General features: G+C 35.2%; 19 protein-coding genes. 13 read left to right on the forward strand and 6 right to left on the reverse strand.

Annotated features, from left to right (window positions below; translation table 11 throughout):
- Positions 1-156: 156 nt before the first annotated feature.
- Positions 157-3,384 carry a PDZ domain-containing protein gene (locus K4L44_11325; GenBank protein QZE13178.1) on the reverse strand — a complete coding sequence of 1,076 codons (3,228 nt, stop codon included), beginning with the start codon at positions 3,382-3,384 and terminating at the stop codon, positions 157-159.
- Positions 3,385-3,493: 109 nt separating this feature from the next.
- On the opposite strand from K4L44_11325, the gene K4L44_11330 reads away from it, so the two are divergent.
- The 3 genes from K4L44_11330 (at position 3,494) to K4L44_11340 (ending at position 6,595) form a co-directional block, all read left to right on the forward strand.
- Positions 3,494-5,200 (forward strand): glycoside hydrolase family 18 protein, encoded by a 1,707-nt coding sequence (locus tag K4L44_11330; GenBank protein QZE13179.1) that lies wholly within the window; start codon positions 3,494-3,496, stop codon positions 5,198-5,200.
- 106 nt (positions 5,201-5,306) lie between these two features.
- Positions 5,307-6,116, forward strand: coding sequence for a hypothetical protein (locus K4L44_11335; GenBank protein ID QZE13180.1), 810 nt, complete (start codon positions 5,307-5,309; stop codon positions 6,114-6,116).
- A 74-nt stretch (positions 6,117-6,190) separates the two neighbouring features.
- Positions 6,191-6,595, forward strand: a complete 405-nt coding sequence (locus tag K4L44_11340; GenBank protein QZE13181.1) for a hypothetical protein — start codon at positions 6,191-6,193, stop codon at positions 6,593-6,595.
- 133 nt (positions 6,596-6,728) lie between these two features.
- Here K4L44_11340 and K4L44_11345 read toward each other — a convergent pair whose 3' ends face one another.
- Complete coding sequence (locus tag K4L44_11345) at positions 6,729-7,340, reverse strand: DEAD/DEAH box helicase (protein QZE13182.1); 612 nt, start codon at positions 7,338-7,340, stop codon at positions 6,729-6,731.
- Positions 7,341-7,869: 529 nt separating this feature from the next.
- Here K4L44_11345 and K4L44_11350 point away from each other — a divergent pair.
- Both K4L44_11350 and K4L44_11355 read left to right on the forward strand, forming a co-directional pair.
- Complete coding sequence (locus K4L44_11350; GenBank protein QZE13183.1) at positions 7,870-9,006, forward strand: ISAs1 family transposase; 1,137 nt, start codon at positions 7,870-7,872, stop codon at positions 9,004-9,006.
- A gap of 86 nt (positions 9,007-9,092) precedes the next feature.
- Positions 9,093-9,461 (forward strand): hypothetical protein, encoded by a 369-nt coding sequence (locus tag K4L44_11355; GenBank protein QZE13184.1) that lies wholly within the window; start codon positions 9,093-9,095, stop codon positions 9,459-9,461.
- 481 nt (positions 9,462-9,942) lie between these two features.
- Here the strand turns inward: K4L44_11355 and K4L44_11360 are convergent, their stop codons facing one another.
- A complete protein-coding gene (locus tag K4L44_11360; GenBank protein ID QZE13185.1) occupies positions 9,943-11,517 on the reverse strand; it encodes an alpha-L-fucosidase in 1,575 nt (524 codons plus the stop codon).
- Positions 11,518-12,070: 553 nt separating this feature from the next.
- Between K4L44_11360 and folP the strand changes: the two genes are divergently transcribed.
- The 8 genes from folP to K4L44_11400 all read left to right on the forward strand — a co-directional run bounded on the left by folP (position 12,071) and on the right by K4L44_11400 (position 17,770).
- Complete coding sequence (gene folP / locus K4L44_11365) at positions 12,071-12,853, forward strand: dihydropteroate synthase (protein QZE15999.1); 783 nt, start codon at positions 12,071-12,073, stop codon at positions 12,851-12,853.
- Between the two features lie 28 nt (positions 12,854-12,881).
- A complete protein-coding gene (gene cdaA, locus K4L44_11370; protein QZE13186.1) occupies positions 12,882-13,673 on the forward strand; it encodes a diadenylate cyclase CdaA in 792 nt (263 codons plus the stop codon).
- 52 nt (positions 13,674-13,725) lie between these two features.
- A complete protein-coding gene (yihA, locus tag K4L44_11375) occupies positions 13,726-14,331 on the forward strand; it encodes a ribosome biogenesis GTP-binding protein YihA/YsxC (GenBank protein QZE13187.1) in 606 nt (201 codons plus the stop codon).
- A gap of 116 nt (positions 14,332-14,447) precedes the next feature.
- Positions 14,448-15,383 (forward strand): ribose-phosphate pyrophosphokinase, encoded by a 936-nt coding sequence (locus K4L44_11380; GenBank protein QZE13188.1) that lies wholly within the window; start codon positions 14,448-14,450, stop codon positions 15,381-15,383.
- Between the two features lie 119 nt (positions 15,384-15,502).
- Positions 15,503-16,081 (forward strand): 50S ribosomal protein L25/general stress protein Ctc, encoded by a 579-nt coding sequence (locus tag K4L44_11385; GenBank protein ID QZE13189.1) that lies wholly within the window; start codon positions 15,503-15,505, stop codon positions 16,079-16,081.
- Between the two features lie 100 nt (positions 16,082-16,181).
- Positions 16,182-16,745 (forward strand): aminoacyl-tRNA hydrolase, encoded by a 564-nt coding sequence (pth, locus tag K4L44_11390; protein ID QZE13190.1) that lies wholly within the window; start codon positions 16,182-16,184, stop codon positions 16,743-16,745.
- A gap of 50 nt (positions 16,746-16,795) precedes the next feature.
- Positions 16,796-17,209, forward strand: a complete 414-nt coding sequence (locus tag K4L44_11395) for an RNA-binding S4 domain-containing protein (protein QZE16000.1) — start codon at positions 16,796-16,798, stop codon at positions 17,207-17,209.
- Positions 17,210-17,224: 15 nt separating this feature from the next.
- The gene (locus tag K4L44_11400; GenBank protein ID QZE13191.1) at positions 17,225-17,770 is read left to right on the forward strand and encodes a DUF4924 family protein; all 546 of its coding nucleotides are present in this window, start codon (positions 17,225-17,227) and stop codon (positions 17,768-17,770) included.
- A 162-nt stretch (positions 17,771-17,932) separates the two neighbouring features.
- Here K4L44_11400 and K4L44_11405 read toward each other — a convergent pair whose 3' ends face one another.
- The 3 genes from K4L44_11405 to K4L44_11415 form a co-directional block, all read right to left on the reverse strand.
- Positions 17,933-20,440, reverse strand: a complete 2,508-nt coding sequence (locus K4L44_11405) for a Smr/MutS family protein (protein ID QZE13192.1) — start codon at positions 20,438-20,440, stop codon at positions 17,933-17,935.
- Between the two features lie 96 nt (positions 20,441-20,536).
- The gene (locus K4L44_11410) at positions 20,537-21,766 is read right to left on the reverse strand and encodes a metallophosphoesterase (GenBank protein QZE13193.1); all 1,230 of its coding nucleotides are present in this window, start codon (positions 21,764-21,766) and stop codon (positions 20,537-20,539) included.
- A 145-nt stretch (positions 21,767-21,911) separates the two neighbouring features.
- Positions 21,912-22,622, reverse strand: a complete 711-nt coding sequence (locus tag K4L44_11415) for a YebC/PmpR family DNA-binding transcriptional regulator (protein QZE13194.1) — start codon at positions 22,620-22,622, stop codon at positions 21,912-21,914.
- Positions 22,623-22,727: the final 105 nt, after the last annotated feature.

A 22,727-nucleotide genomic window follows, 5' to 3' on the forward strand; every position in this document is an offset into this window, starting at 1 on the left:
ATGTCTAGAAAACTAAATAACCTTCCTAAATATCTCCCTGATAGTAATTAACTTTCACTCCATACATCTGCCATATTTACACTATGAACTCAGTATAGGTAATTATCATTCATGACACATCAATAAAAAGGTCGCCTCGATGGACGACCTTTTTCTCTATTTTGTTTTATTTGGAAACTTAGGAATAGAAGGATGTTTGGGAGGATCACTTTGTAATTGTTTTGTGATAACCTCAATTGCTTTATTTAACTGGGCATCATTCCCAAGATAAAGTTGATGAGGATCATTCTCTACAATAATATCGGGGGTCACTCCTCGACCTTCAATAATAAATTCAGATCCATCCACCGCAAAAGGAGCATAAGAAGGAGTCACGATATGACCTCCATCCACACACCTTATATAACCAGAATAACCAACAACACCACCCCACGTACGAGTTCCAATGATAGTTCCCAAACCATTCTTCCTAAAACGATATGGGAAAAGATCACCATCTGATGCAGAATATCCATTACACAACAACACCTTAGGTCCAACATGCGTTCCCACAGGACTCACACTTCCCTCTTTTTGATTCGTGTGCATTGTATAAAATGTTGGGGTTCGTTTCAAACGTTCTGTGATCATAGGAGAAACATTTCCACCTCCATTAAAACGATCATCAATAATCAATGCCTTTTTTTGGAGTTGTGAATAGTAAAGACGTGCAAACATATTTAATCCATGAACCCCCATGTCTGGAATATGAATATACCCAACCTTTCCATTAGTTGCTTTAGATACTTTATCAATATTCGACTGTACCCAGTTATAGTAGTATAACGGATCTTCACTTGCAATTGGTTTTACAATAATAGTTCGTGCACCTTTAGTACTTGGAGTGGAATTCACATCAAGAGCAACAGTCTTACCTGCCATTCCAACCAATGCTTCATAAACAGATCCCAGATGAGAAACATCTACCCCATTCACGCGTATAATAAAGTCTCCCTCCACTACATTTAAACCAGGCGCTGTCAATGGAGATTGTATATGCTGGTCCCATGTTGGAGCTTTTAATATGTTCGAGATCTTAAAATAACCATTAGCTACCTTTGTTAAGGTAGCCCCTAAATATCCACCATAAACCCTTTTTGGTTCAGGATGCTCGCCATTTGCAGAGTAAGCATGACCGATATTCAACTCTCCAATCATCTCTCCAATGATATAGGTCAGATCAGAGCGATGGCTCACATAAGGAAGCAAAACAGCATATTTATCATGAATATTCTTCCAATTAACCCCTTGCATATTCTTTGCATAAAAGAAATCTCTCATCTGTCTCCAACACTCATTGTAAATTTGTTTCCACTCTTGACGTAGATCTAAAACCCCATTCATCTGCGACAAATCTACCACATTATCCATCTTAACAGGAGATTTCATCGAGGTAGTAACCTTTATCTTTCCCTGTTTATAGATTACAAATTTCTTCATATCATCTGTTACCGACCAAGAGAAATTACCAATCTTAGTCTCTTTCTTCTTCTTAAAATCAAATGCGTAAACATTAGAACCAGATCTACGAGTATATCTATTGTAGTATACAAAATTTCCATCAGATAGGATATTCCAATAAGCACCAGAAGGAACAGGAAGAAAAACCATACGATCAGCAGGATTACTAAAATCGATGGTTACTCGCAACGTCTCTTTACCAGACTCTTTCTTCTTTTCTGTGCTTTTCTTATCAACAATAGGATCATCCTCTAATGAAAATGGTGAAGAAGTATTATTATTTAAAATAAATAGACAAAGGTTATTCATATCATTATAGACATGATTCCACTCTGTTTCACTATAGGTTGGATTAAAACTTTGACGAGTAGAGAAAAAGAGATACTTTCCATCTTTACTAAATGATGGAGACCCCACATCACTCCATCCATCTGTTATATAGTGAATCTTTTTATCCGATAGACCATAAATAGCTATTTTATCCATACTCTTTTGAGGCTCTACAAAGGTGATCCATTTGCTATCTGGCGACCAAGAACAGCGACCATACACACGGATATCTGAATGAGCAAGTTTCACTACTTTTTTAGTGTCAACAACAATATAATAAAGGTTATTACTTTTATCTCGGAAGATCAATTTCTTTCCATCAGGAGACCACTGTACACCATACAAATAACTCTTAATCCGAGGAGTCAAACAAACCTCTTTGTTTCCATCAAGCCTATTTAGCCAAACGCGGAACTCTCCATCTTTGTCTGAGATATAAGCATATGCATCTCCTTGAGGAGACCATGCACCAGTATGATCGTTCGCTTTACTATTTTTTGTAAGATTATAGGTTACACCTTCATTGGTTGGTACAGAAAAAAGTTCTCCTCTGGCTTCAATCAACAACCTCTTACCACCATTTGCCAAACTAATCCCTTCCACCTCTTTGGAGTAGTTATGCCAATTGCTTCTTGCGTAAACTTGATCATTTTTAATCTCTACAGACACTTTTGTGGATTTTCCAGTGGTTGTATCAAAAATCTTCAAGAAACCGCCTTGTGAAAAGATAATCTGCCTCTTGTCAAAGCCAGGAAACTTAATATCATAGTCTTTGAAATGGGTCACCTTCTTTTCCTGTTTTGTCTTGGTATTATATACGAAGAGATTTGCTGTTCTATCTCGATCTGACACATAATATATATCATCTCCAATCCACATAGGAAAAACATCTTGACTAATATTATCTACAATACGCTCCACTGAACCTTTCTTAGTATCATAGATCCATATATCATCAGCCATTCCGCCTTTATAGTATTTCCAAGTACGAAACTCTCTAAACACTTTATTCATAGCTAGCTTATCACCAGACTCATTATAAGAGCAAAAACCAGCCACTTCTAAAGGTAATTGGCGAACCTCCTTAGTCTCGATATTTACTCGGTATAATTGTCCAACAAAGCTGCCGCCCGTTTTCCATCGAGATCTAAAAATCACCTCATTGCCATCATTACTCCATCCCATCACAATATTATTTGGACCCATTCTATCACCAACATCATCGCGTTTCAATGTAGGAGTAAATGTCAACCGTTTTGGAACTCCTCCATCTGAAGAAATTACATACACCTCCGTATTCCCATCATATTGTCCAGTAAAAGCAATATGCTTTCCTGAAGGAGAAAAGTGAGCAAACATCTCATAACCAACATCAGAGGTTAATTGTCTTGCAACCCCACCGACTTTATCCACAGTATACAGATTACCAGCATAAGTAAATACAACTTGACTGTTGTGAATATCAGGAAATCTCATCAAACGAGCCTCTTTAGCGTAGGATTGCAAATAGAATGCGAGGCAAAAACACCACAATAGGGCTATTTTTCGAATCATAACATCTAATTAATTAGGTTTTAAAAAACTATATAAAATTTATTCTGTATGGCTATCCTTTATCATCAGATAGTCTATATTTGTCGACCACTTAAAAAAACAGTCTATCTTGAGTAAAACGTTACGCTACATCCTCTATTGTTTCACAATAATTATAATACAGTCCTGTATACAAGATGTAAAAAAGGATGCTGTTTTAACAACCGCGTCAATACTAAAAAAGAACAACCCTCACCTAAACAGAGACTATCATGCAACCATTCAAGACAATAACATTGTTTGGGACGCTAAAAAAGAGTTATTTAAAAAAGATATCATAGTCACCTTTAGGCATTCTGGAGATACTATGATACCTCAATCCAATACGCCATTCAATTTATCAAAAAAAATAGACCTTTGTGTTATATCTGACTCAATTAATACAAATAAAGCAACACATACCCCCTATCACTTCAAGTTTCGAAATCCTGTTCCAAAAGTAAAAAGGAGATGGTCGAACTTAAGATTTAAAAAAAGCAGCAAGACAGACCAACGCCTAATTATTGGCTATTTCCCATCATGGCTAGAATCAACCCCAACTCCGAATTCAAAACTACGCGAAGTCCCTGGATGGATCAATCACCTGTTTATAGCATTTGCTAAGCCTGAAATGAGATATAAAAAGAAAAGTTACTCCTTAAAACACACAGGTTTACAATTCCATTACCCTCACAAACAGGCAGGAACGATCCTGAAAAACTCCATTAAAGTACTCCATGCCAAAGGGATAAAAGTACTTCTTTCAATTGGTGGTGGAACATATTGCAATGATCTTAATCTTAAAAAGATTCACTGGAGAGAAATAAAAAATTTTGTGGATGATATGGGGTTTGATGGGATCGACTGGGATATTGAGCCAAAAGGAAGTTTCTACCGAGTTGGCGAAAAAAAATATATATCCTACTATATCGAGGTAATAAGAAAAAGCCGAAAGTATTTCCCACAGAAAAAATATATCATAGCTTGTGCTCCTTCTGGGGTCGGAGCATTAGGGGGAAGAATAAACAATGATCCGACATCTCCTTTTGCTTATGAAAAACGTAACCTAAGAACACAGGAATCAGACTACTTTCTTCGAAAAAACACCACCGAAGATAAAAGGCATAAAAGCATCTCCCTGTATGGATTTCGTTCCACCGGACATATGATTCCCGTGATCAAAAGAGTCGGATACCTTATTGACATAATTGCATATCAAGGTTATAATATTGGAGTAGCTAAAAACAGAGAGATCTTGTACGACTCCTATGCATATTACGGGGGAAAGTATGGATTTTCTGTAGCAGCAGGAACACATGTTCCCCTTGAAGGATGGGGACCATTTTACAAATACGGAAAAAAAGATGTGGCAAACCTATCAAAACATATTGCACAGAATCAATACGGAGGCTCAAAAGACGGACTAATGGTTTGGCATCTTCTAAGAAAAGAGTCTTTCCTCAACAATCGTAAAATGGCACAATTTTGGAGAAAACTAAAATGGAATATTTGGGGAGGAAGTTCTGCTGATGGATATCAGTTTCTCTATATTGCCGATAGAATATTTAAAGGAGATAACACAACCCATACCCTTTCTATCGCAAATAACTATCCTAAAGAGTATTTTACGACAATAAAAAAATTGAAGTCTCGTAAGAAAATAAGCGTATGGAGCCAAAATAGGTATTACAGCAAAGGTGACATGGTCTCGTTTAATGGTATCATTTGGAAAGCAAATAACTATAACGTAAACCAAATGCCTAAATACAATCCAATGAATCCATGGATTGCTTTTTAAACGCCAAAACTAGGAAACATTTTTTTTTAGCTATTTTTGTTTTAACAATTAAAAGGAACTATCGACAGGTACTTATTTAATACATTTAACTCGCTAATTCAAAAATATGGGATATCAAGAACAGAGAATTTGTGTTTGGTTCGAGAGCGAACAAGCACCTTTAACTCAAATTAAACATGGCGTCCTGCTTGCAGAAATAATGAAAAAAGAGCTATGTTTTTATCATATCTCCACCAATAAATCGACACATAGTAATATAGAAAAAGCAATGGAAGTCGAATCAAATAAAATCGTTGAAAGGGATCCTATTCAACGAATCACCATCGAAGTGAAAGAAGGAGTATTTCATAAAAATCTTATCGATACCATTGAAGAGCTTGATCTCCTCCTATTTATTTTTGATAAAAAAAGAGATCACAAGAAACTTAAAACATTGGGAGATACCACCATCCCCTACCTCTTTACGGACGAAAAAGTCAATTTCAAAAAAATATTTACTGACATTGTTTTCCCTATTGGATATGTGAAAAGATCAAAAGATTCTGCTCTTTGGGCCTCCTATATTGCGAGATACAATCATACTAACGTTACTATTCTGCAAGCAAATGATAAGGACAAAGACGACAAGCAACTAATTGAGACACATCTCTATTCTATCGAAAATTTATTTGATAAATTTCAATTTCAACACCAAATTGAAAATCTTGGAGCTTCTTCATGGAGAATGAACAGAAATACTTTTAGATCTGCTGAGAAACATGATGCAGGACTTATTATTATGGCACTATCTCTAGACAACCACTTTATCACGAAATTCATTCCGGGTTATCACGAAAGCTATATCAAAAGATCAAAACATATGCCAATTCTACTGATTAACTCGACTAGAGACCTATACACAATGTGTGGTGGTTAAAGAGCGATAAAGAGTCTACCTGTATCATCAATAGAATTTATAGAAAATAGAAAACTCTTTAATTTAAAACCAATATGAAACATCTTAAGATTTACATTATCCTCCTATCCTCCCTTTTTCTCATGAACACATCCTGTTCTGAGCAAAATTCTGAGACACAAAAGATCTCAAAAGACAATACAGAAGAGCTTACCATTCTATGGACCACAGATAATGCAAACACTGCAATAAACTTTATCTCTATGTATAGTGGTTTTGCCAACAGTAGAAAATTCTTTAGCAAAGTAAATATCATCATTTGGGGAAGAGCCAATGAACTGATAAAGGACAATGATGAAATACACAAGACAATAAAAGGAATGTTGAAATCAGGTATCAAAGTGAAGGCTTGTCGTGCATGTTCTGATAAAATGGGGACAACCAAAATATTAGAAGAATTAGGAGTAGAAGTCGATTACCTAGGGAATGAACTTACCTAAAGAATTAAAGAAAAACAAAATCTTTTGACGATCTAAAAAAATTAAGAGACTCATAATGATATGTAAAACACCATCTTAATAATAGAAAAATAGTTTAAGGAGGAGGCCTAATTATATTAGCCTCCTTTATTTCTTAGATAGTCACCATTCTTGGTCCCTTTAACACCCTCTCTTCAAAAATATCTAAAGATTCATGCCAATTTGTATAAGTAACAATATATTGAACTTTCTCTAACATATCCTCAAGGTGATACAATACAGGAATCTCAATCGATTTATCCATCTGATCAAAATCATCGACGTATATCGTCTGTATCTTAGTCATAGGAATACCTGTACAACTGATTAATTCCATCAAACGTCTGGGAGTCACAATAAGCAGGTCTAGCCCCTCATAGACCATATCTTTCTGGTACTGAAGTATTCCTTGATCAAATGCTGTAAAAACACGAAGACCAGTTCTTTTTGATAGGGACAAAAAAGATGCTTGTAACTCAAATGCTTTTTCTTTTGTTGCTGCCACAATGATAGCTCGAGGTGCTTCCTCGACAGGTTTCTTTAGTCGCTGAATCGCTCCCATTACCAACGCTGTTGACTTTCCTGCTTCAGATTCCGCTTGGATCAAAGCATCCGCTCCAGACTTGATAACCGACATGGCAAGCCCCTCAATCTCTTTGGGGGCTTGATCATATCCCATGGAGATTATATTATCTACTAATTCAGGAATTAACTTTTTAAGTTTCATATTGAAATCACTTCAATTTGTTTTATTTAAACACAAAATATTATTCGCAAAGCTACTCAAAGTAATCAAAAATATCATGTTTTTCTGTGATAAATGAATGCCAAACATAGAACAGAATACCCCATTCTGATGAGCAATTAGAATCATGTAAATCGAGAAGCTACTCAAAATATTTTATCCCCAAAAGAGGATGTATAATCAAGGACAATCTAAGTCTCCCCAATCAAAACAAACATTATTTCATATTCATTTACATTATTTTACATAAAGTACGTATATTGCGATCCAAAAACAGATGAAATTTATCATTTTATTCACCCTCCTTTGTAGTACAGTATTTGCCCAACAAAAGACAAAATCGTTTCACTTTGATATCTTAAAAGAGAGATCAAAGAGAACGAAAGTAAGCAGGGAAATTGCATTTAAGTAATAAATAAATATTGTTATCTTTGCTACGTTAGTTATGGCATATTCTGCCTTTTACATTCTGTATTATTATTCAAGGGAGATGTCCCTTTCTAAAAAAAACATGAGTGAAGCAATAGTAAATAATTATGATAATAAGTTTGCTCTTTATTTCCTTCCATTAGAAGATCCTCGAAGAATACAAAAAGGCAATTTTATGTACCCACTTATAGAAGTTCTATTTCTTTCATTGTCAGCTATATTAAGTGGTTTTAAAACCAATGAAGATATTGCACAATTTGGAGAGCTTAAAATCGATTGGCTCAGAAAATTTTATCCGTACGCATCAGGGATTCCATCACACGATACCATTGGTCGAGTATTTAGACATTTAGATTCGTCTCTCTTTAACGAGTGTTTTATCAAGTGGTCTTCAAGCTTAACAAAGCTTACATCTAATCAAGTAATAGGTATTGATGGAAAGACCATTAAGGGATCTGCTAATGCAAAGAAGAATGCAATTCATGTTGTCTCTGCCTTTGCCTCAGATAATGGTTTATGTTTAGGACAGGTTACCACCAATAAAAAGAGTAATGAAATAACAGCCATTCCAGAATTGTTAGATCTTATTACTATCAAAGGCATGGTTGTTACAACAGATGCAATGGGCTGTCAAACTGAAATTGCAAATAAAATACTAGAAAAAGAAGGTGACTATATTCTACAAGTAAAAGGTAATCAGAAGAAAACTAAAGAGGAACTTGATATTCAGTTTAATACAGATATTGTTTGTGATTCTAATATAACAGAAGACTTTGGTCATGGAAGAATTGAAACTCGTATTTGTGATGTAATAAATGACTTTGAAGATGCTCCTGTGTTGACCAAATGGAGAGGTATCCATAGTTTAATTAGAATAACAACCCAGACATTAGAATCTTCAACAAATAAAGAACGAAGTGATGTGAGGTATTACATATCCTCTTTAGATACAACAGCTGAGAGGTTTAATAAACTTATACGTTCACACTGGGCAATCGAAAATAATCTTCATTGGACACTCGATGTAAGCTTCAATGAAGATAAACAGCAGCGAAAAAAAGATCATGCAGCTGAAAATATGAATATGCTTTGTAAAATGGCTCTTAATATCTTAAAGTTGGATACGGAGAACAAAAAAACATTGAAATGGAAGAAAAATAGAGCCATATATGTCGATGAATATAGAGAAAAGCTTATCGCTCGTTCACAGACTTGTTAATTCTATCTAATATCCAACATGTTATAAATGCAATTTCCCTGGATGCTTTACCATTTCCAGAGCAAGTCCTTTTTACCCCTGCATCTGTGAACGATATTGTCGTCTACAAGGAGAGATGGTCAGAGATGCGGAACAGAACCTTCTTCGGAGATAAAATTTACATACATAATGAATTTAACCAACAAGTGAAGAGTCAGTATAATTCAGAAATGTTGACACCTATTAAGGCAATAAAAGGGATGCCTTTGATAATCAAACAAAGAATAAAAGCAGCAGATGATTTGTATAATAGAGCTGTATCTAAAATTAGACAACCTATTGAAGCAATGTTCTCTTGGCTAATCGAAAAAACAGATATACAAAGAGCTAGTAAAGTAAGTTCTACAAAAGGATTAATGGTACATGCATTCGGTAAACTAACTGCAACGTTTCTTAATTATGTTTTGAACCCTTGATTCGCATTATTTAAATATGGCTATCACATATATCATTTCAAAAAGCAAAGTAGATATATACAAATAACCAGCATTATATATGTTGCCATTGCGCTAATCTATTTAGGTGCTACTGCAATACATTTATCCAAGGTCTATCTATAACGTTTAAAACCATTACGCTGTAGATATTTAAATCAAAACCTTCATGAAGAGATTGAAAGTATTCCATAGAACTGTTTATTAAGTTCCATGGAGTTAGGAATAGATAGGATATTCTAAAAAAGCATGATATCTCTTTGTCAAGACAAATATATCCCAGACCGATCTACATAAAATTAGAGGCTTCCTTTTAGGTTTGCATTGGGCTAATAGAGAATTTCGTTATTAAAAAGGTCCAGAAAACAATCTTATATTAGCTTTTAGTAATACAAGATGTTCTCCGGACCTTTTATATATTAATTATCAGCAATCTACATTCTCAAAAGAAAACATTTATTAATTATAAATTCAAATTAACTTTGTATACCGTAGCCAAGTAGAAGTTATTGTTCTTTTTAGGCTTGATAACCAATGCATGATCATCGATAGACCATTTCAACTCTTGTCCGTCCATTGTTTCCACAGACTTAATCTTAGCGGCATCCAAACTGTGGAGCTCATGAAGATGGATGTCTTGCGCATCATTTTGGAAAGAAGTCACAAAGATTGTGTTGTTTTTAGAAGTATAACGATACTCCTTTTCATGAATTCTCATGCTGTGATTATTATAATGCACCTCTTTTTCTTCAATGATATCTCCAGTAAATTCACCGTATACCTTCCATGGCTTGGTATCATAAATCGCATCGCCATTGTGCTTTAACCACTTACCCATTGCTAATAATCGACGCTGCATTCCCTCTGGGATGGTACCATCTGCTCTAGGTCCAATATTCAATAAAAGGTTACCATTTTTACTTACGACATCCACAAGAAGACGTACAAGTTCTTCTGGTGTTTTATAAAGATCGTGTATCTCTTCGTTTTGCATATAAGCATAGGAAATACCAAGCGTAGCAGGGTTTTGCCAGTGAGCACCAATTTTGTCCACCGCCATATTATCCATCTCATCACAACCAACACCTTCAGGAAAATTACGGTGTTTTCCTTTGTTATTAAAATAAACCTCTTTACCCCACTCTTTCGCATGATTTAAGTAGTCGGAAATCATCTTTTTATAAGCATTCTCAAATTTCTCAACCTGAGGATCTCCTTTTGCTGCATATAAGATAGGGACATCGTCAATCCACATAAAATCTGGTTGATACTTATCTTCAGCCTCTTTCCATCTCGCGACATAGTCACTAATAAACTCATCACTATAGTCAAAAGGACCATACAGATCAGCAGCACTAGGGTCTCTTTTGATCTCCTCTGCCACCTGTTGAAATGGTTTATCATGTACCTTAAATCCATCGGTAAAACGACTTGGATGACGCTCTCTATGGTAAGAGATCCCAAACTTTAGTCCTTCACTACGTACCGCTTTTGCTAAATCTCCAATTAAGTCTCTCTTTGGACCTTTTTTAGTGGCACACCACTCTGTTAAATCGGAGTCCCAATTCACAAAACCATCATGATGTTCTCCTGTAGGAATTACATATCTAGCACCACTATTTTTAAAAAGTTCGGCCCACGCTTTAGGATTCCAATTCTCAGCAGTATATAGTTTAACCCAATCCTTATATCCAAACTCAGGAGGTGCAGCACCGAACTTCTTCTTAAAAAAAGAGACATACTTCTCTGGATGCTGGTACATATGATTTGTAATGGCTTCAGCATAACCTTTATTACCATCTTTATATCCTGCGACACTATAAGGCCCCCAATGTATAAAAATTCCAAATTTCCCACTCTCCCACCATGTTGCAGGTTTGGCTTTTGCCAAAGATTCCCAAGTCGGTTTAAACGTCTCTTGACAACACGTTTTAGTTTTCTCTTTTTTCTCTTTCTTTGCTGTTTTAGAAGCGCACGAGAAACAAAAAACTAGAGCTAGAGACAAAGCTCCATACATAGATTTTTTTAATTGACTCATTATTTATCCCTTTATATATTTATTCTCTTTTTTAACGCCAATAAACCTCTCATTTATTGGATATTTACATCGAGGTAAAAATATATGTTGCACCTCTCATATAGAATAACAAAAATCTCAATTCGTAACACAAATAATACAAAGGATCTAATTACAGTACCAAAACGATGAGAAAGACCCACTCCTTATAAAGTTAGGATAAATGAGTATAGCACTCCCATTAACATGGTTCACAAAATCAATCTATAACATTCAACAAACCATAGATCTATTGAGAGGGAAGAGTATTTTAAATTATTATAAGGTTGATCTATAAAAAAAAGAAGAAACGAATCATCTTTAAACAGAATATCAAATCGAAGATGATAAAGAAATCACAAAGTACGTTTTATTTTGCTATTTTTGTGAAATAAATCGGTGGACAAACAGTCGATAAAATTCATTCCTGAAATAATAGACGATGTTATTTAATCAACCAGAAAAATATTTCTTCAAAAAAAGAAGAACCATTCAACTTGATGGAAAACTAATTTCTCTAGAACTTCCAATGGTGATGGGAATTGTCAATATCACACCAGACTCTTTTTTTGAAGGCAGTAGATGTAACACAGAAAAAGAAATTATTGAATCAGCTCGTCGTATGATTAACGATGGCGCGTCTTTCTTAGATTTAGGAGCCTACTCAACAAGACCCGGAGCAGCTGAAGTTTCAGTAAGTGACGAAATAGAACGACTTGATTTTGCGATGAATGCCATCAGAGCTCATTTTCCATCGGTTCCGATTTCGATTGATACTTTTCGTAGCGAAGTAGCCAAAGAGATTATTTCAAAACATGGGCCTTGTATCATTAATGATATTTCTGGCGGGACATTAGACTCTAATATGTTTGCAACAGTGGCTGAACTTAAAGTTCCTTATATACTAATGCATATTAAGGGAACACCACAAAACATGCAAGAAAATCCGACCTATGAGGATGTCTTTAAAGAGACTCTTCACTTCCTTTCGGAAAGAGTTGCAACTTTACGTAGTATGGGAGTAGCCGATATTATCATAGATCCAGGGTTTGGGTTTGGGAAAGATATCGATCATAACTATCAACTATTAAACAAGTTAGATGGATTTAAAATACTAGAAGCACCAATCCTTGTTGGTATATCTAGAAAATCAATGATATATAAACCACTTAATATCTCCCCTCAAGAGGCACTCAATGGAACAACAGTAATCAACACCATGTCCTTAATACAAGGAGCGAACATACTAAGGGTTCATGATGTTAAAGAAGCAGTGGAGTGCGTTCAAATAGTCTCGATGACTAAATGTTTTAAATAATAAATAATCCCATTAAAATTTTATCCTTTTGAGTTTATTCATCACCATACGTCTTTTAGATTTTATAGACATACTTCTGGTATCGATACTGCTATATAAGCTATTCAAACTTATTAGGGGGACAATTGCGTTCAATATTTCAATGGGGATTTTTACGGTCTATCTACTTTGGTTGCTAGTAAAAGCATTGAAGATGGAACTTATTAGTACGATCTTGGGTCAGTTGTTTGGCGTAGGAGTGATTGCTCTAATCATTGTCTTTCAACAGGAGATTCGTCGCTTTCTTATCATGTTAGGGTCTCAATACAAACTTCATAGATGGATTAACTTTGAGAAAATTCTCAATTTTGATAAAGAGCAAGAGAAGGCAGAACACTCAGAGGTTGTTGAAATCATTGTCTCTGCATGCAAAGAGATGGGAGCCACTAGAACAGGCGTCCTTATTGCAATACAGAGAAAAGCCAACTTGAATGAATATGTTGAAACAGGAGAGTTAATTCAAGCTAAACTATCGAAAGAACTTCTTAAAACAATCTTCTTTAAGAACTCCCCACTACATGATGGAGCTGTAATTATTCATAAGAACACGATTGTTTCTGCACGATGTATTTTGCCTGTTACAGACCAGAGAACATTGTCTCCAGACTTAGGACTTAGACATAGGGCAGCCATAGGAATGTCTGAAATGACCGATGCAATTATTGTAGTAGTTTCGGAAGAGAATGGAAGTATTAGTATCGTTCGAGATGGTCAAATCTTTAGACGTCTCAATAGCGAAGATTTTTCGAAACAACTCTACAAACAATTTGAAGAAGAGTAGTTTATCTACATATATTTTTAAAAAGTATTTATCGTTATCATAATATATTGTCATGCAAATTAAAACGGCCAAGTTTGTCATTAGTAACACAGATCCTTTAAAATGCCCTCAAAGTAGTAAACCAGAGTATGCATTTGTTGGAAGATCGAACGTAGGAAAATCGTCTCTGATCAACATGCTTACGAACCAAAAGAAATTGGCTAAGACTTCGGGTAGACCTGGAAAGACACAGCTTATTAATCACTTTATTATCAATGAATATTGGTATCTAGTGGATCTACCAGGGTATGGTTATGCTCAAGTATCTAGAACACAAAGACGTAAATGGCAAGATTTTGTAAGAAGTTACATACAACATAGAGAAAATCTTACTTGTGTCATGGTATTGGTTGATGTTCGACTTGAACCACAACAACCAGATACCGATTTTATCGAATGGCTTGGAGTAAATGGAGTCCCTTTTGCAATTATCTTCACCAAAGCAGATAAGATCTCAAAAAATCAATTGGCCAAAAATGTAGCACATTACAAAAAAGAACTACTTAAAACGTGGGAAGAACTTCCTACAACCTTCATCACTTCATCTGAGACAAAAGAGGGATCAAAAGAGGTATTGAGCTATATTGACCAAATTAATGAGCAATTAAAGAAGCGATAGTTTCATTAGCTAAAGTACATTACTAAATTTAACAGCGGTTTCATTGGTTATTCTTTTTTCATTTTATTAGTTTTGCCAACAGAATCCAATCACTAATTTGATTATAAATCTGAGAGATGTCTGTAGACAATAAATTAAAAATCTTTTCGGGTACTGAAACCCAATATTTGACAGAGAAAATTGCATCACATTTAGGTGTAGAAGTTGGAAAATCTGCTTGTCCAAGATTTGCAGATGGTGAATTTGAACCATGCTACGAAGAGACAATTCGTGGAGCGGAGACTTTCATCGTTCAATCGACATTCCCACCTTCTGATAATTTGATGGAACTTCTTTTGATGGTAGATGCTGCAAAAAGAGCTTCGTCTAAACAAACTGTTGCAGTAATGCCATATTTTGGTTTTGCTCGTCAAGACAGAAAAGACAAGCCTCGTGTTTCTATTGGTGCAAAATTGATCGCAGACATGCTATCGACAGCAGGTATTGACCGTTTGATCACAATGGATCTTCATGCAGATCAAATTCAAGGTTTCTTTAATGTTCCTGTTGATCACCTAAGCTCTACAACAATTTTCATTCCTCATATCCAGAATATGAATTTAGAAAATCTTGTTATAGCTTCACCTGATGTTGGAGGTTCTAAAAGAGCAAATGTATATGCAAAACATTTGGGAACAGAACTTGTCCTTTGTCACAAAACGAGAGCAAAAGCCAATGTTATTGGTAATATGACTCTTATCGGAGACGTAAAAGGAAAAGATGTTATCATCGTTGATGATATGATCGATACTGCAGGAACTATTACTAAAGCTGCAGATCTTATGAAGGAGATGGGTGCTACAAGTGTTCGCGCATTTGCTACTCATGCGGTACTTTCAGGTCCTGCTTATGAACGCATTGAAGCATCAGGACTAGACGAGGTTTATTTCACAGACACTATCCCTCTTCACAAAGAATCAGCGAAAATTAAGGTTCTTTCATGTGCTGAAATGTTCGCTAATGTGATTCGTAATGTATACGATAATCAATCAATTAGTAAATCGTTTATCTAATTTTTTGTTATCTTTGCCAATAGTTTTTTAATATCATATAATTAAAGGGTGTGATGCAGCAAATTGCTTTTATATCAAATTGCTGAGTAAGCATCTGTAACAATTAAAATAAAATAACAATGAAGTCAGTTTCTATTAACGGTTCAGAAAGAAAAGAGATTTGCAAAAAAGCAACCAAAGCTTTGCGTAACGCAGGACAAGTACCATGTGTACTTTACGGTGGTAAAACTCCAGTACACTTTTCTGCTGAAGTTAATGAGTTCCGTAAAATTGTTTTCACTCCAGACGTTTACCTTATCGATCTAACTATTGATGGTAACGAGTGTAAAGCAATCATGCAAGACATTCAATTCCACCCAGTTTCAGACGAGATCCTTCACGTTGATTTCCTTCAAATTTTTGAAGATAAAGCAGTGAAGATTAATGTTCCTGTTAAACTTGAAGGATTTGCAAAAGGTATCCAACAAGGGGGTAAGTTGAAGCTAAACCTTCGTACTCTTCGTGTTAAGGCTCTTCCACAAGATCTTCCTGATACTATCTCTATCGATGTAACAGAACTTGGTCTTGGTCAAAGTTTCCGTGTAGGAGATGTTGATTCTGAAGGTCTTGAACTTCTAAATTCTAAGTCTACTCCTGTTGCAACAGTAATGATTACACGTGCTGCACGTGCTGCAATGAATGCTGCAAAAGGGAAATAATTTATGAGTGTGATGCATTACGCATCTCAGTCAATGATATAAAAGTTTGTAAGGGTAGTTTACTACTCCTTGCAAACTTTTTTTAATATTATATAATCACATGAAATATCTAATTGTTGGTATCGGAAATATCGGTACTGAATATGAAGAGACTCGTCACAATATAGGCTTTAAGGTATTAGACCAATTGGCTAAAGAAAATGATGCCACTTTTAAAGCAGAAAAACATGGTGCTATTGCTGAAGTAAAATACAAAGGAAGAACATTAGTTCTTTTAAAACCATCAACTTATGTTAACCTTAGTGGTAAAGCCGTAAATTATTGGATGCAACAAGAGAAGATTTCTATTGAGAATATCATGATTGTGGTGGATGACCTTGCTTTGCCTTTCGGAAAATTAAGAATCAGAGCCAAAGGAAGTGATGCAGGACATAATGGGATAAAAGATATTACAAAAGTTCTAGGTCGTGCTGATTATCCTCGCCTGCGCTTCGGAATTGGTAGTGAGTTCTCCAAAGGGAAACAAATAGATTATGTTCTTGGAGAGTGGAGTAAAGAAGAAAAATTAGACCTATCTATCCGCATGGATGCGGCAATAAAAGCTATTGAATCTTTTACCACAATAGGTATAGAAAGAACCATGAATTTTCATAATACGAAATAATAGCTATCTTCATATATTAAGATAAATTATTCACTTTTTCGTAATAGATAATAGTCATGGATGAACAAGTAAGAGTAGATAAATGGCTCTGGGCTGTTCGTATCTTTAAAACAAGAAGCATTGCTGCTGAAGCCATAAAAAAAGGACGAGTTACTGTTAATAGAAATCCTGTTAAGAGTTCTCGTACTGTAAAGATTGGGGATACTGTAGAGGTAAAGAAGCAACCTATAACATATACTTTTAAAGTAGTAGGTATTATAGGCAAAAGAGTTGGTGCAAAACTCGTTCCTGATTATATGAAAGACATCACTCCTGAATCTGAATTAGCGATACTTAAAACACAAAGGTATGTTATGAATGGTCTCAGAGATAGAGGAACTGGTAGACCAACTAAAAAAGAACGACGAGATATCGATCAATTCCAAGATTATGATGACCTCTTTGATGAGGAGGAAAACTTTTGATTAAAATAGACTCAAATGTATATTGCAGAAAAAAAGAAAAAAGAAAATATTGCAGAGTATATTCTGTATCTATTTCAAATAGAAGACCTAATTCGTTCCCAGAAATTCTCTGAAGATAATATTCGAAAAAATATTGTCAACCAATACCCTGTTGAAGACCTTGAAAAAGAAAAGATACTCCATTGGTATTTGAACTTCGCAGAGATGATGAAAAGAGAACATATCGAAGAGAGTGGTCACATGCAATTTGTCACCAATCAGATGAATGATCTTTTTGAATTTCACACTCTTATTGTTAAAAGCAACAAGTATCCTGAGTATCATAAAACATATATGGATATTCAATCAATCCTTGTTGAAATTGCATCTAAGATGGGAGATCAAGCCATTAATGAAATACAGGTTTGTTTCTCATTTCTATATGGTGTAGTTCTTCTTAAATTGCAGAAAAAAGAGATAAGTGAAGACACATATAATGTTTCAAAACAAGTTTCCTCTCTTCTTGGAAAGATCTCTTTATTATACAATAAAAATCAAGAGGAGGAGCTGGACATATATTAAGTCTAGATCCCTATATATATTTTAAAGTTATTTACATTAAAAATAAAGCACTAATTTAAGAGGTGTTCTATCTTTAATGCTATTGATATAAAAAAGAGGATTCTATTAAAATCAAATAGAATCCTCTTTTTTTATATGTTTAATAATGGTACAACTGGTTTTCTAATTTAACGTTACAATAGAAATTCCTGAGCCTCCAAATTGAACAGGAGCATCTTTCACATTGCGAACCATTGGCTCTGCTTGCAACTGTTTTCTGATAAGTTCTCTTAGGATTCCACTTCCTTTACCATGCAATATTCTAAGCTCCTTCTCACCCAGAGTGATCGCCTTATCAACAAACTGCTGCACTTTACGCAGAGCATCTTCTGCCCTCTCTCCTCGGATATCAATCTCAGCCTTAAAAGTCAACTTCTCTTCTGATATCTTATCATTAATAATACCAAGAGTTTTATTCTTAGTGATCTTCTTAGCCGTACTTGCAGAGACGACCTCAATCTTATTCAATTTTAGGACGGATCGAAGCATACCAAAAGCAACGATTACCTGGTTACCTTCAATCTCTAATACTTCTCCGACATTAGATTGTCCTTTGATTCGAACGCCACAGCCTATTTCTAATTTGTGATCTTTAATCTTTGAGATCCCCTCTTCTTCTTTTCTTACAGTAGAACTTATGCTCTGTCCTCCCTGTTTAGACACTTTCTTCTTAATAAGGCTCTCCTTCTCCTGAAGTTTCTTCATCTTTCGATGAATTTTTTCATCATGAATGGTTGTATTGGTTGCAACATCCTCCTTAAACTCAGAAAGATTCTTTCTTAATTCGCGAGTCTTTTCTTTATCAGCTTGACTTTCTCTAATTTCACGAACGGTCTTTTCAATAATTTTATTTGAACTCTTTAGAAGAATGTCCGCCTCTTGTTTGGCTCTTTCAATAATATCTTTACGCTGTTTGTTAGCCTCTTTAATGTCATGTTGATATTTCGAAGACATCTCCTCTAACTGCTTCTCTAGTTTGCGAATATCAGTTCGCTTGTTCTCCCAATAACGTTTATCACGAAGAACCTCTCTTAAGTGCTTATCAAAATCGATATGATCCTTTCCAAGTTTATCTGTAGCCTCTTGAAGGATAGATTCAGGCAGTCCTATCTTACGTGCTATTTCAAAAGCAAATGAGCTACCAGGTCGACCTATCGCTAATTGGAAAAGAGGCTCCATCTTATGCGAATCATATAACATCGCACCATTCTCTATTCCATCACAAGAGGAAGCAAAGTGCTTCAGGTTTGTATAGTGGGTTGTTATCACTCCGTAGACCTTCTGTTTGTTCAATGTATTCAAAACAGATTCAGCAATGGCTCCCCCTAACATCGGTTCAGTACCTGAACCAAATTCATCAATTAAGATTAAGCTATTTTCTGTAGTATTTCGTAAGAAATACTTCATATTGGTAAGATGAGAACTATAAGTACTTAGATCGTTATCAATAGACTGCTCATCTCCAATATCCACAAATATCCCATCAAATACACCTATATGACTTTCAGAATCCATTGGAGCAAGCATACCTGTTTGGATCATATACTGTATTAATCCTGCACTTTTAAGACACACCGACTTTCCACCTGCATTCGGTCCAGAAATTAATAGAATACGTCCTTTTCTATCTAAACAAATATCTAGAGGAACAATCTTACGCCCCTCTTTCCTTAAGTTACTTTCAAGAACAAGGTGCCTCGCTTTATGCCACTTCATTATAGGATACTGCTTTAAACGCGGTAAAACACATTCTGTATCCTTTGCAAAAACAGCTTTAGCTCTAATAAAATCAATAGTTCCTAATATTGTATGTGAATTCAATAGAGAATCAACATAAGGACGAATAGAGTCTGTAAATTCAGTTAGTATCCGAATAACTTCACGTCTTTCTGCATACTCTAATTCTCGGATTGCATTGTTGGTTTCAACAATTTCACTTGGCTCAATATAAGCAGTCTTTCCCGTTGCAGACTCATCATGAACAATCCCTTTGATCTTTCTTTTATGAGAGGCAGAGATCGGAATTACGGCACGTCCATCACGCATACTTACAGATACATCAGAATCGACATAGCCATCTTTCTGCATCCTTCTAAGAATAGAATTCATCGTCTTAGAGACAGAGGACTGACGAATAATTATCTCTCGACGTATTCGAGACAGTTCAGCAGATGCATGATCTTTAATTTTACCATGTTTGGTTAAAATATCATCTATGCGTTGATATATAAATGGAAATATTTCAATCTCTTTAATTACATCTTTTAGAGATTTAAAATCTTCGGGTTCACTATTTTTAAAGAAGTTAACTACCCCTCTTACTGATTCCAATGATTTTTTTAACTCAAATAGCTCCGATTCATCAACAAAAGTTCCTTCAATCTTTGCTTTATGTAATGCAGGCCGAATATCACCAAAATTTATGGAAGGAAATTCCCGATCTCCCTGAAGGATAGAGAGGAATTCATTAGTCTCAAATAGAGCTGTTTTAATTGTTTTATGCACTTTCATAAAACCAAACTCGCGACAAAGCTCTCTTCCAAGATGACTCAGACATCTCTTCTCTAACATGATTCGAATCTGATCAAAACCTATTTTTTGTTCGAAATTCGAAGGGTATATATTATACATTCTTAGATTGTTTATTCTAGACGAAAAGCAATACTTTTCATTTCATTTGCAAGCACAAAGATAAAAAACTGACCTTAGCGATAAAAAAAGATGTCGTTATTCTTTATGTTTCAACGTAATTAATGTGATCTCAGGCCAAATCCCAACCCTTCCAGGATATCCGATGGAACCAAACCCTCTATTTACATAGAGAACTTCATTTCCTCTCTTATATAGTCCGACCCATAAAGGGTAGACATATTGAACAGGGCTCCACTTAAAGTTCCCAACCTCAATACCAAATTGCATTCCATGGGTGTGGCCACTAAGGGTGAGATCGATTTCATTATTCTCTTTCGATATTTTTTGATCCCAATATGATGGATCGTGAGACATCAGAACTTTAAAGAATGAGGGTGGAATACCATCAAAGGCCTTCTGGACATCCCCTAGTTGTGGGAAAGGTGGCTTCCCCCAATTTTCAACACCACCCAAAACGATGGAATCATTTTGATTTTGTATGTACACAGAACTATTTTTCAACCAATGAAACCCCATCTGTTTCTCTAATACATCTAATATCTTCTCTTTATCCTCTTCCAAGAATAGAGTGTTTTGATAACGCTTGTTCTCATAATCATGATTCCCCATGATGGTATATTTCCCATACTTTGCACTTAATTTGGAAAATATAGAGACATACTTTCGTGCCTCCTCTGCCCTAAAATTCACCAAGTCTCCTGTAAACAAAATTAAGTCCGGGGAGAGTTGATTAATCTCAGACACCACATCTTCTAAAGGTTTTATTCGATCAAAAGTACCAAGATGCATATCGGATAGTTGAATTATTTTAAAACCATCAAATGACTTAGGTATTTTCGATGAAGCAACAACCTGTTCTCTTAATTTAAAATTATATTTCCCCCATACAACACCATACAATAAGGAGACACATAGAAGACCAATAAGAGATACAATCCCTAAGGTATAATACCTACGTATTGCACCAACAGATCCATGTGATCCTGTAAAATATTGATAAATCCATGTACCCAATCTAAAGACATCTCCCAATAAGAAAAAGATGGACATCAATATCTTTGCCAAAAGAATAGCAAACACAAAAGCAACCATCAAATTATATCCTAAGGTTGCATTTACAATCACTGTAGTTCTAGCCAAATAGATGATATAAAAGAGTAAAGTGTAAACGATTACAGATAGAGCCCAATATCCCCAACGTAAATAGGAACTTTGAGATGTAAAAGTGGTTGTAATCCATCGAAAAGAGTAGATATCACTAATAAATAGGATAACAAATATGATATAAAATGAGAGAAAACGCATAGAAGCTTTTTGATGAACAATCTACCTAAAACTATATAAAGAAACAATAAAAGAAGGGCAATGTTTATAGGATATGAAGTGCAATAAAAAAGGCGGAAATTGATCGTTCAATTTCCGCCTTATAATAATATACTATTATTAATGATTATGCCATGTTATGGAAAACATTCGACACATCTTCATCCTCCTCTAATTTCTCAAGAAGTTTGTCTACATCAGCTCTTTGCTCTTCAGACAAGTCTTTAGTATCAGTTGGAATACGTTCAAACTCTGCTCCTTTAATTTCAAAATCATTCTCTTCAAGGTACTTTTGGATATTACCATAAGACTCAAAAGGAGCATAAATTACAAGAGAATCATCCTCTTCGAAGATCTCTTCTACCCCAGAATCAATCATCTCAAGTTCTAGTTCTTCTAAATCAAGTCCCTCTCGTGCAGCAACCTTGAAATGGCATTTATGTTCAAACATAAATTCAACAGAACCTGTTGTACCTAAAGAACCATTACATTTATTGAAATAGCTTCTAACATTAGCTACGGTACGTGTATTGTTATCCGTTGCAGCCTCAACCATAATTGCGATCCCATGAGGAGCATACCCCTCATAAGTAATCTCTTTATAGTCTTTCTGGTCTTTAGAAGAAGCTTTCTTAATAGCACGTTCAACATTATCTTTAGGCATGTTCGCTGCTCTAGCATTTTGAATCAATACCCTCAAACGTGCATTGGACTCTGGGTTCGGCCCAGCATCTTTCACTGCGATAGCAATCTCTTTACCCAATTTGGTAAAAGTCTTGGCCATTGTACCCCAACGTTTAAGCTTTCGTGCTTTTCGATATTCGAATGCTCTTCCCATTGTATTATAAGTTTTTTTATTAATTCTATATTTGAGACGCAAATTTACAACGTTTCTATTTCAAACATAGTTTTTTATAAAAAATATTTATGTAAGAACTATAAA

It is taken from the genome of Prolixibacteraceae bacterium (genome assembly GCA_019720755.1).
In the GTDB taxonomy this organism is placed as follows: Bacteria; Bacteroidota; Bacteroidia; order Bacteroidales; family Prolixibacteraceae; genus Halosquirtibacter; species Halosquirtibacter laminarini.

Excerpts from the sequence above, each read along its gene's own strand:
- K4L44_11400 (QZE13191.1), top strand. The coding sequence starts at position 17,225 with ATGTATATTGCAGAAAAAAAGAAAAAAGAAAATATTGCAGAGTATATT.
- yihA (QZE13187.1), top strand. The coding sequence starts at position 13,726 with ATGCAAATTAAAACGGCCAAGTTTGTCATTAGTAACACAGATCCTTTA.
- K4L44_11335 (QZE13180.1), top strand. The coding sequence starts at position 5,307 with ATGGGATATCAAGAACAGAGAATTTGTGTTTGGTTCGAGAGCGAACAA.
- K4L44_11385 (QZE13189.1), top strand. The coding sequence starts at position 15,503 with ATGAAGTCAGTTTCTATTAACGGTTCAGAAAGAAAAGAGATTTGCAAA.
- K4L44_11345 (QZE13182.1), bottom strand. The coding sequence starts at position 7,340 with ATGAAACTTAAAAAGTTAATTCCTGAATTAGTAGATAATATAATCTCC.
- K4L44_11350 (QZE13183.1), top strand. The coding sequence starts at position 7,870 with ATGAGTGAAGCAATAGTAAATAATTATGATAATAAGTTTGCTCTTTAT.
- K4L44_11410 (QZE13193.1), bottom strand. The coding sequence starts at position 21,766 with ATGCGTTTTCTCTCATTTTATATCATATTTGTTATCCTATTTATTAGT.
- K4L44_11405 (QZE13192.1), bottom strand. The coding sequence starts at position 20,440 with ATGTATAATATATACCCTTCGAATTTCGAACAAAAAATAGGTTTTGAT.
- folP (QZE15999.1), top strand. The coding sequence starts at position 12,071 with ATGGGAATTGTCAATATCACACCAGACTCTTTTTTTGAAGGCAGTAGA.
- pth (QZE13190.1), top strand. The coding sequence starts at position 16,182 with ATGAAATATCTAATTGTTGGTATCGGAAATATCGGTACTGAATATGAA.
- K4L44_11380 (QZE13188.1), top strand. The coding sequence starts at position 14,448 with ATGTCTGTAGACAATAAATTAAAAATCTTTTCGGGTACTGAAACCCAA.
- K4L44_11360 (QZE13185.1), bottom strand. The coding sequence starts at position 11,517 with ATGAGTCAATTAAAAAAATCTATGTATGGAGCTTTGTCTCTAGCTCTA.
- K4L44_11415 (QZE13194.1), bottom strand. The coding sequence starts at position 22,622 with ATGGGAAGAGCATTCGAATATCGAAAAGCACGAAAGCTTAAACGTTGG.
- K4L44_11340 (QZE13181.1), top strand. The coding sequence starts at position 6,191 with ATGAAACATCTTAAGATTTACATTATCCTCCTATCCTCCCTTTTTCTC.
- K4L44_11325 (QZE13178.1), bottom strand. The coding sequence starts at position 3,384 with ATGATTCGAAAAATAGCCCTATTGTGGTGTTTTTGCCTCGCATTCTAT.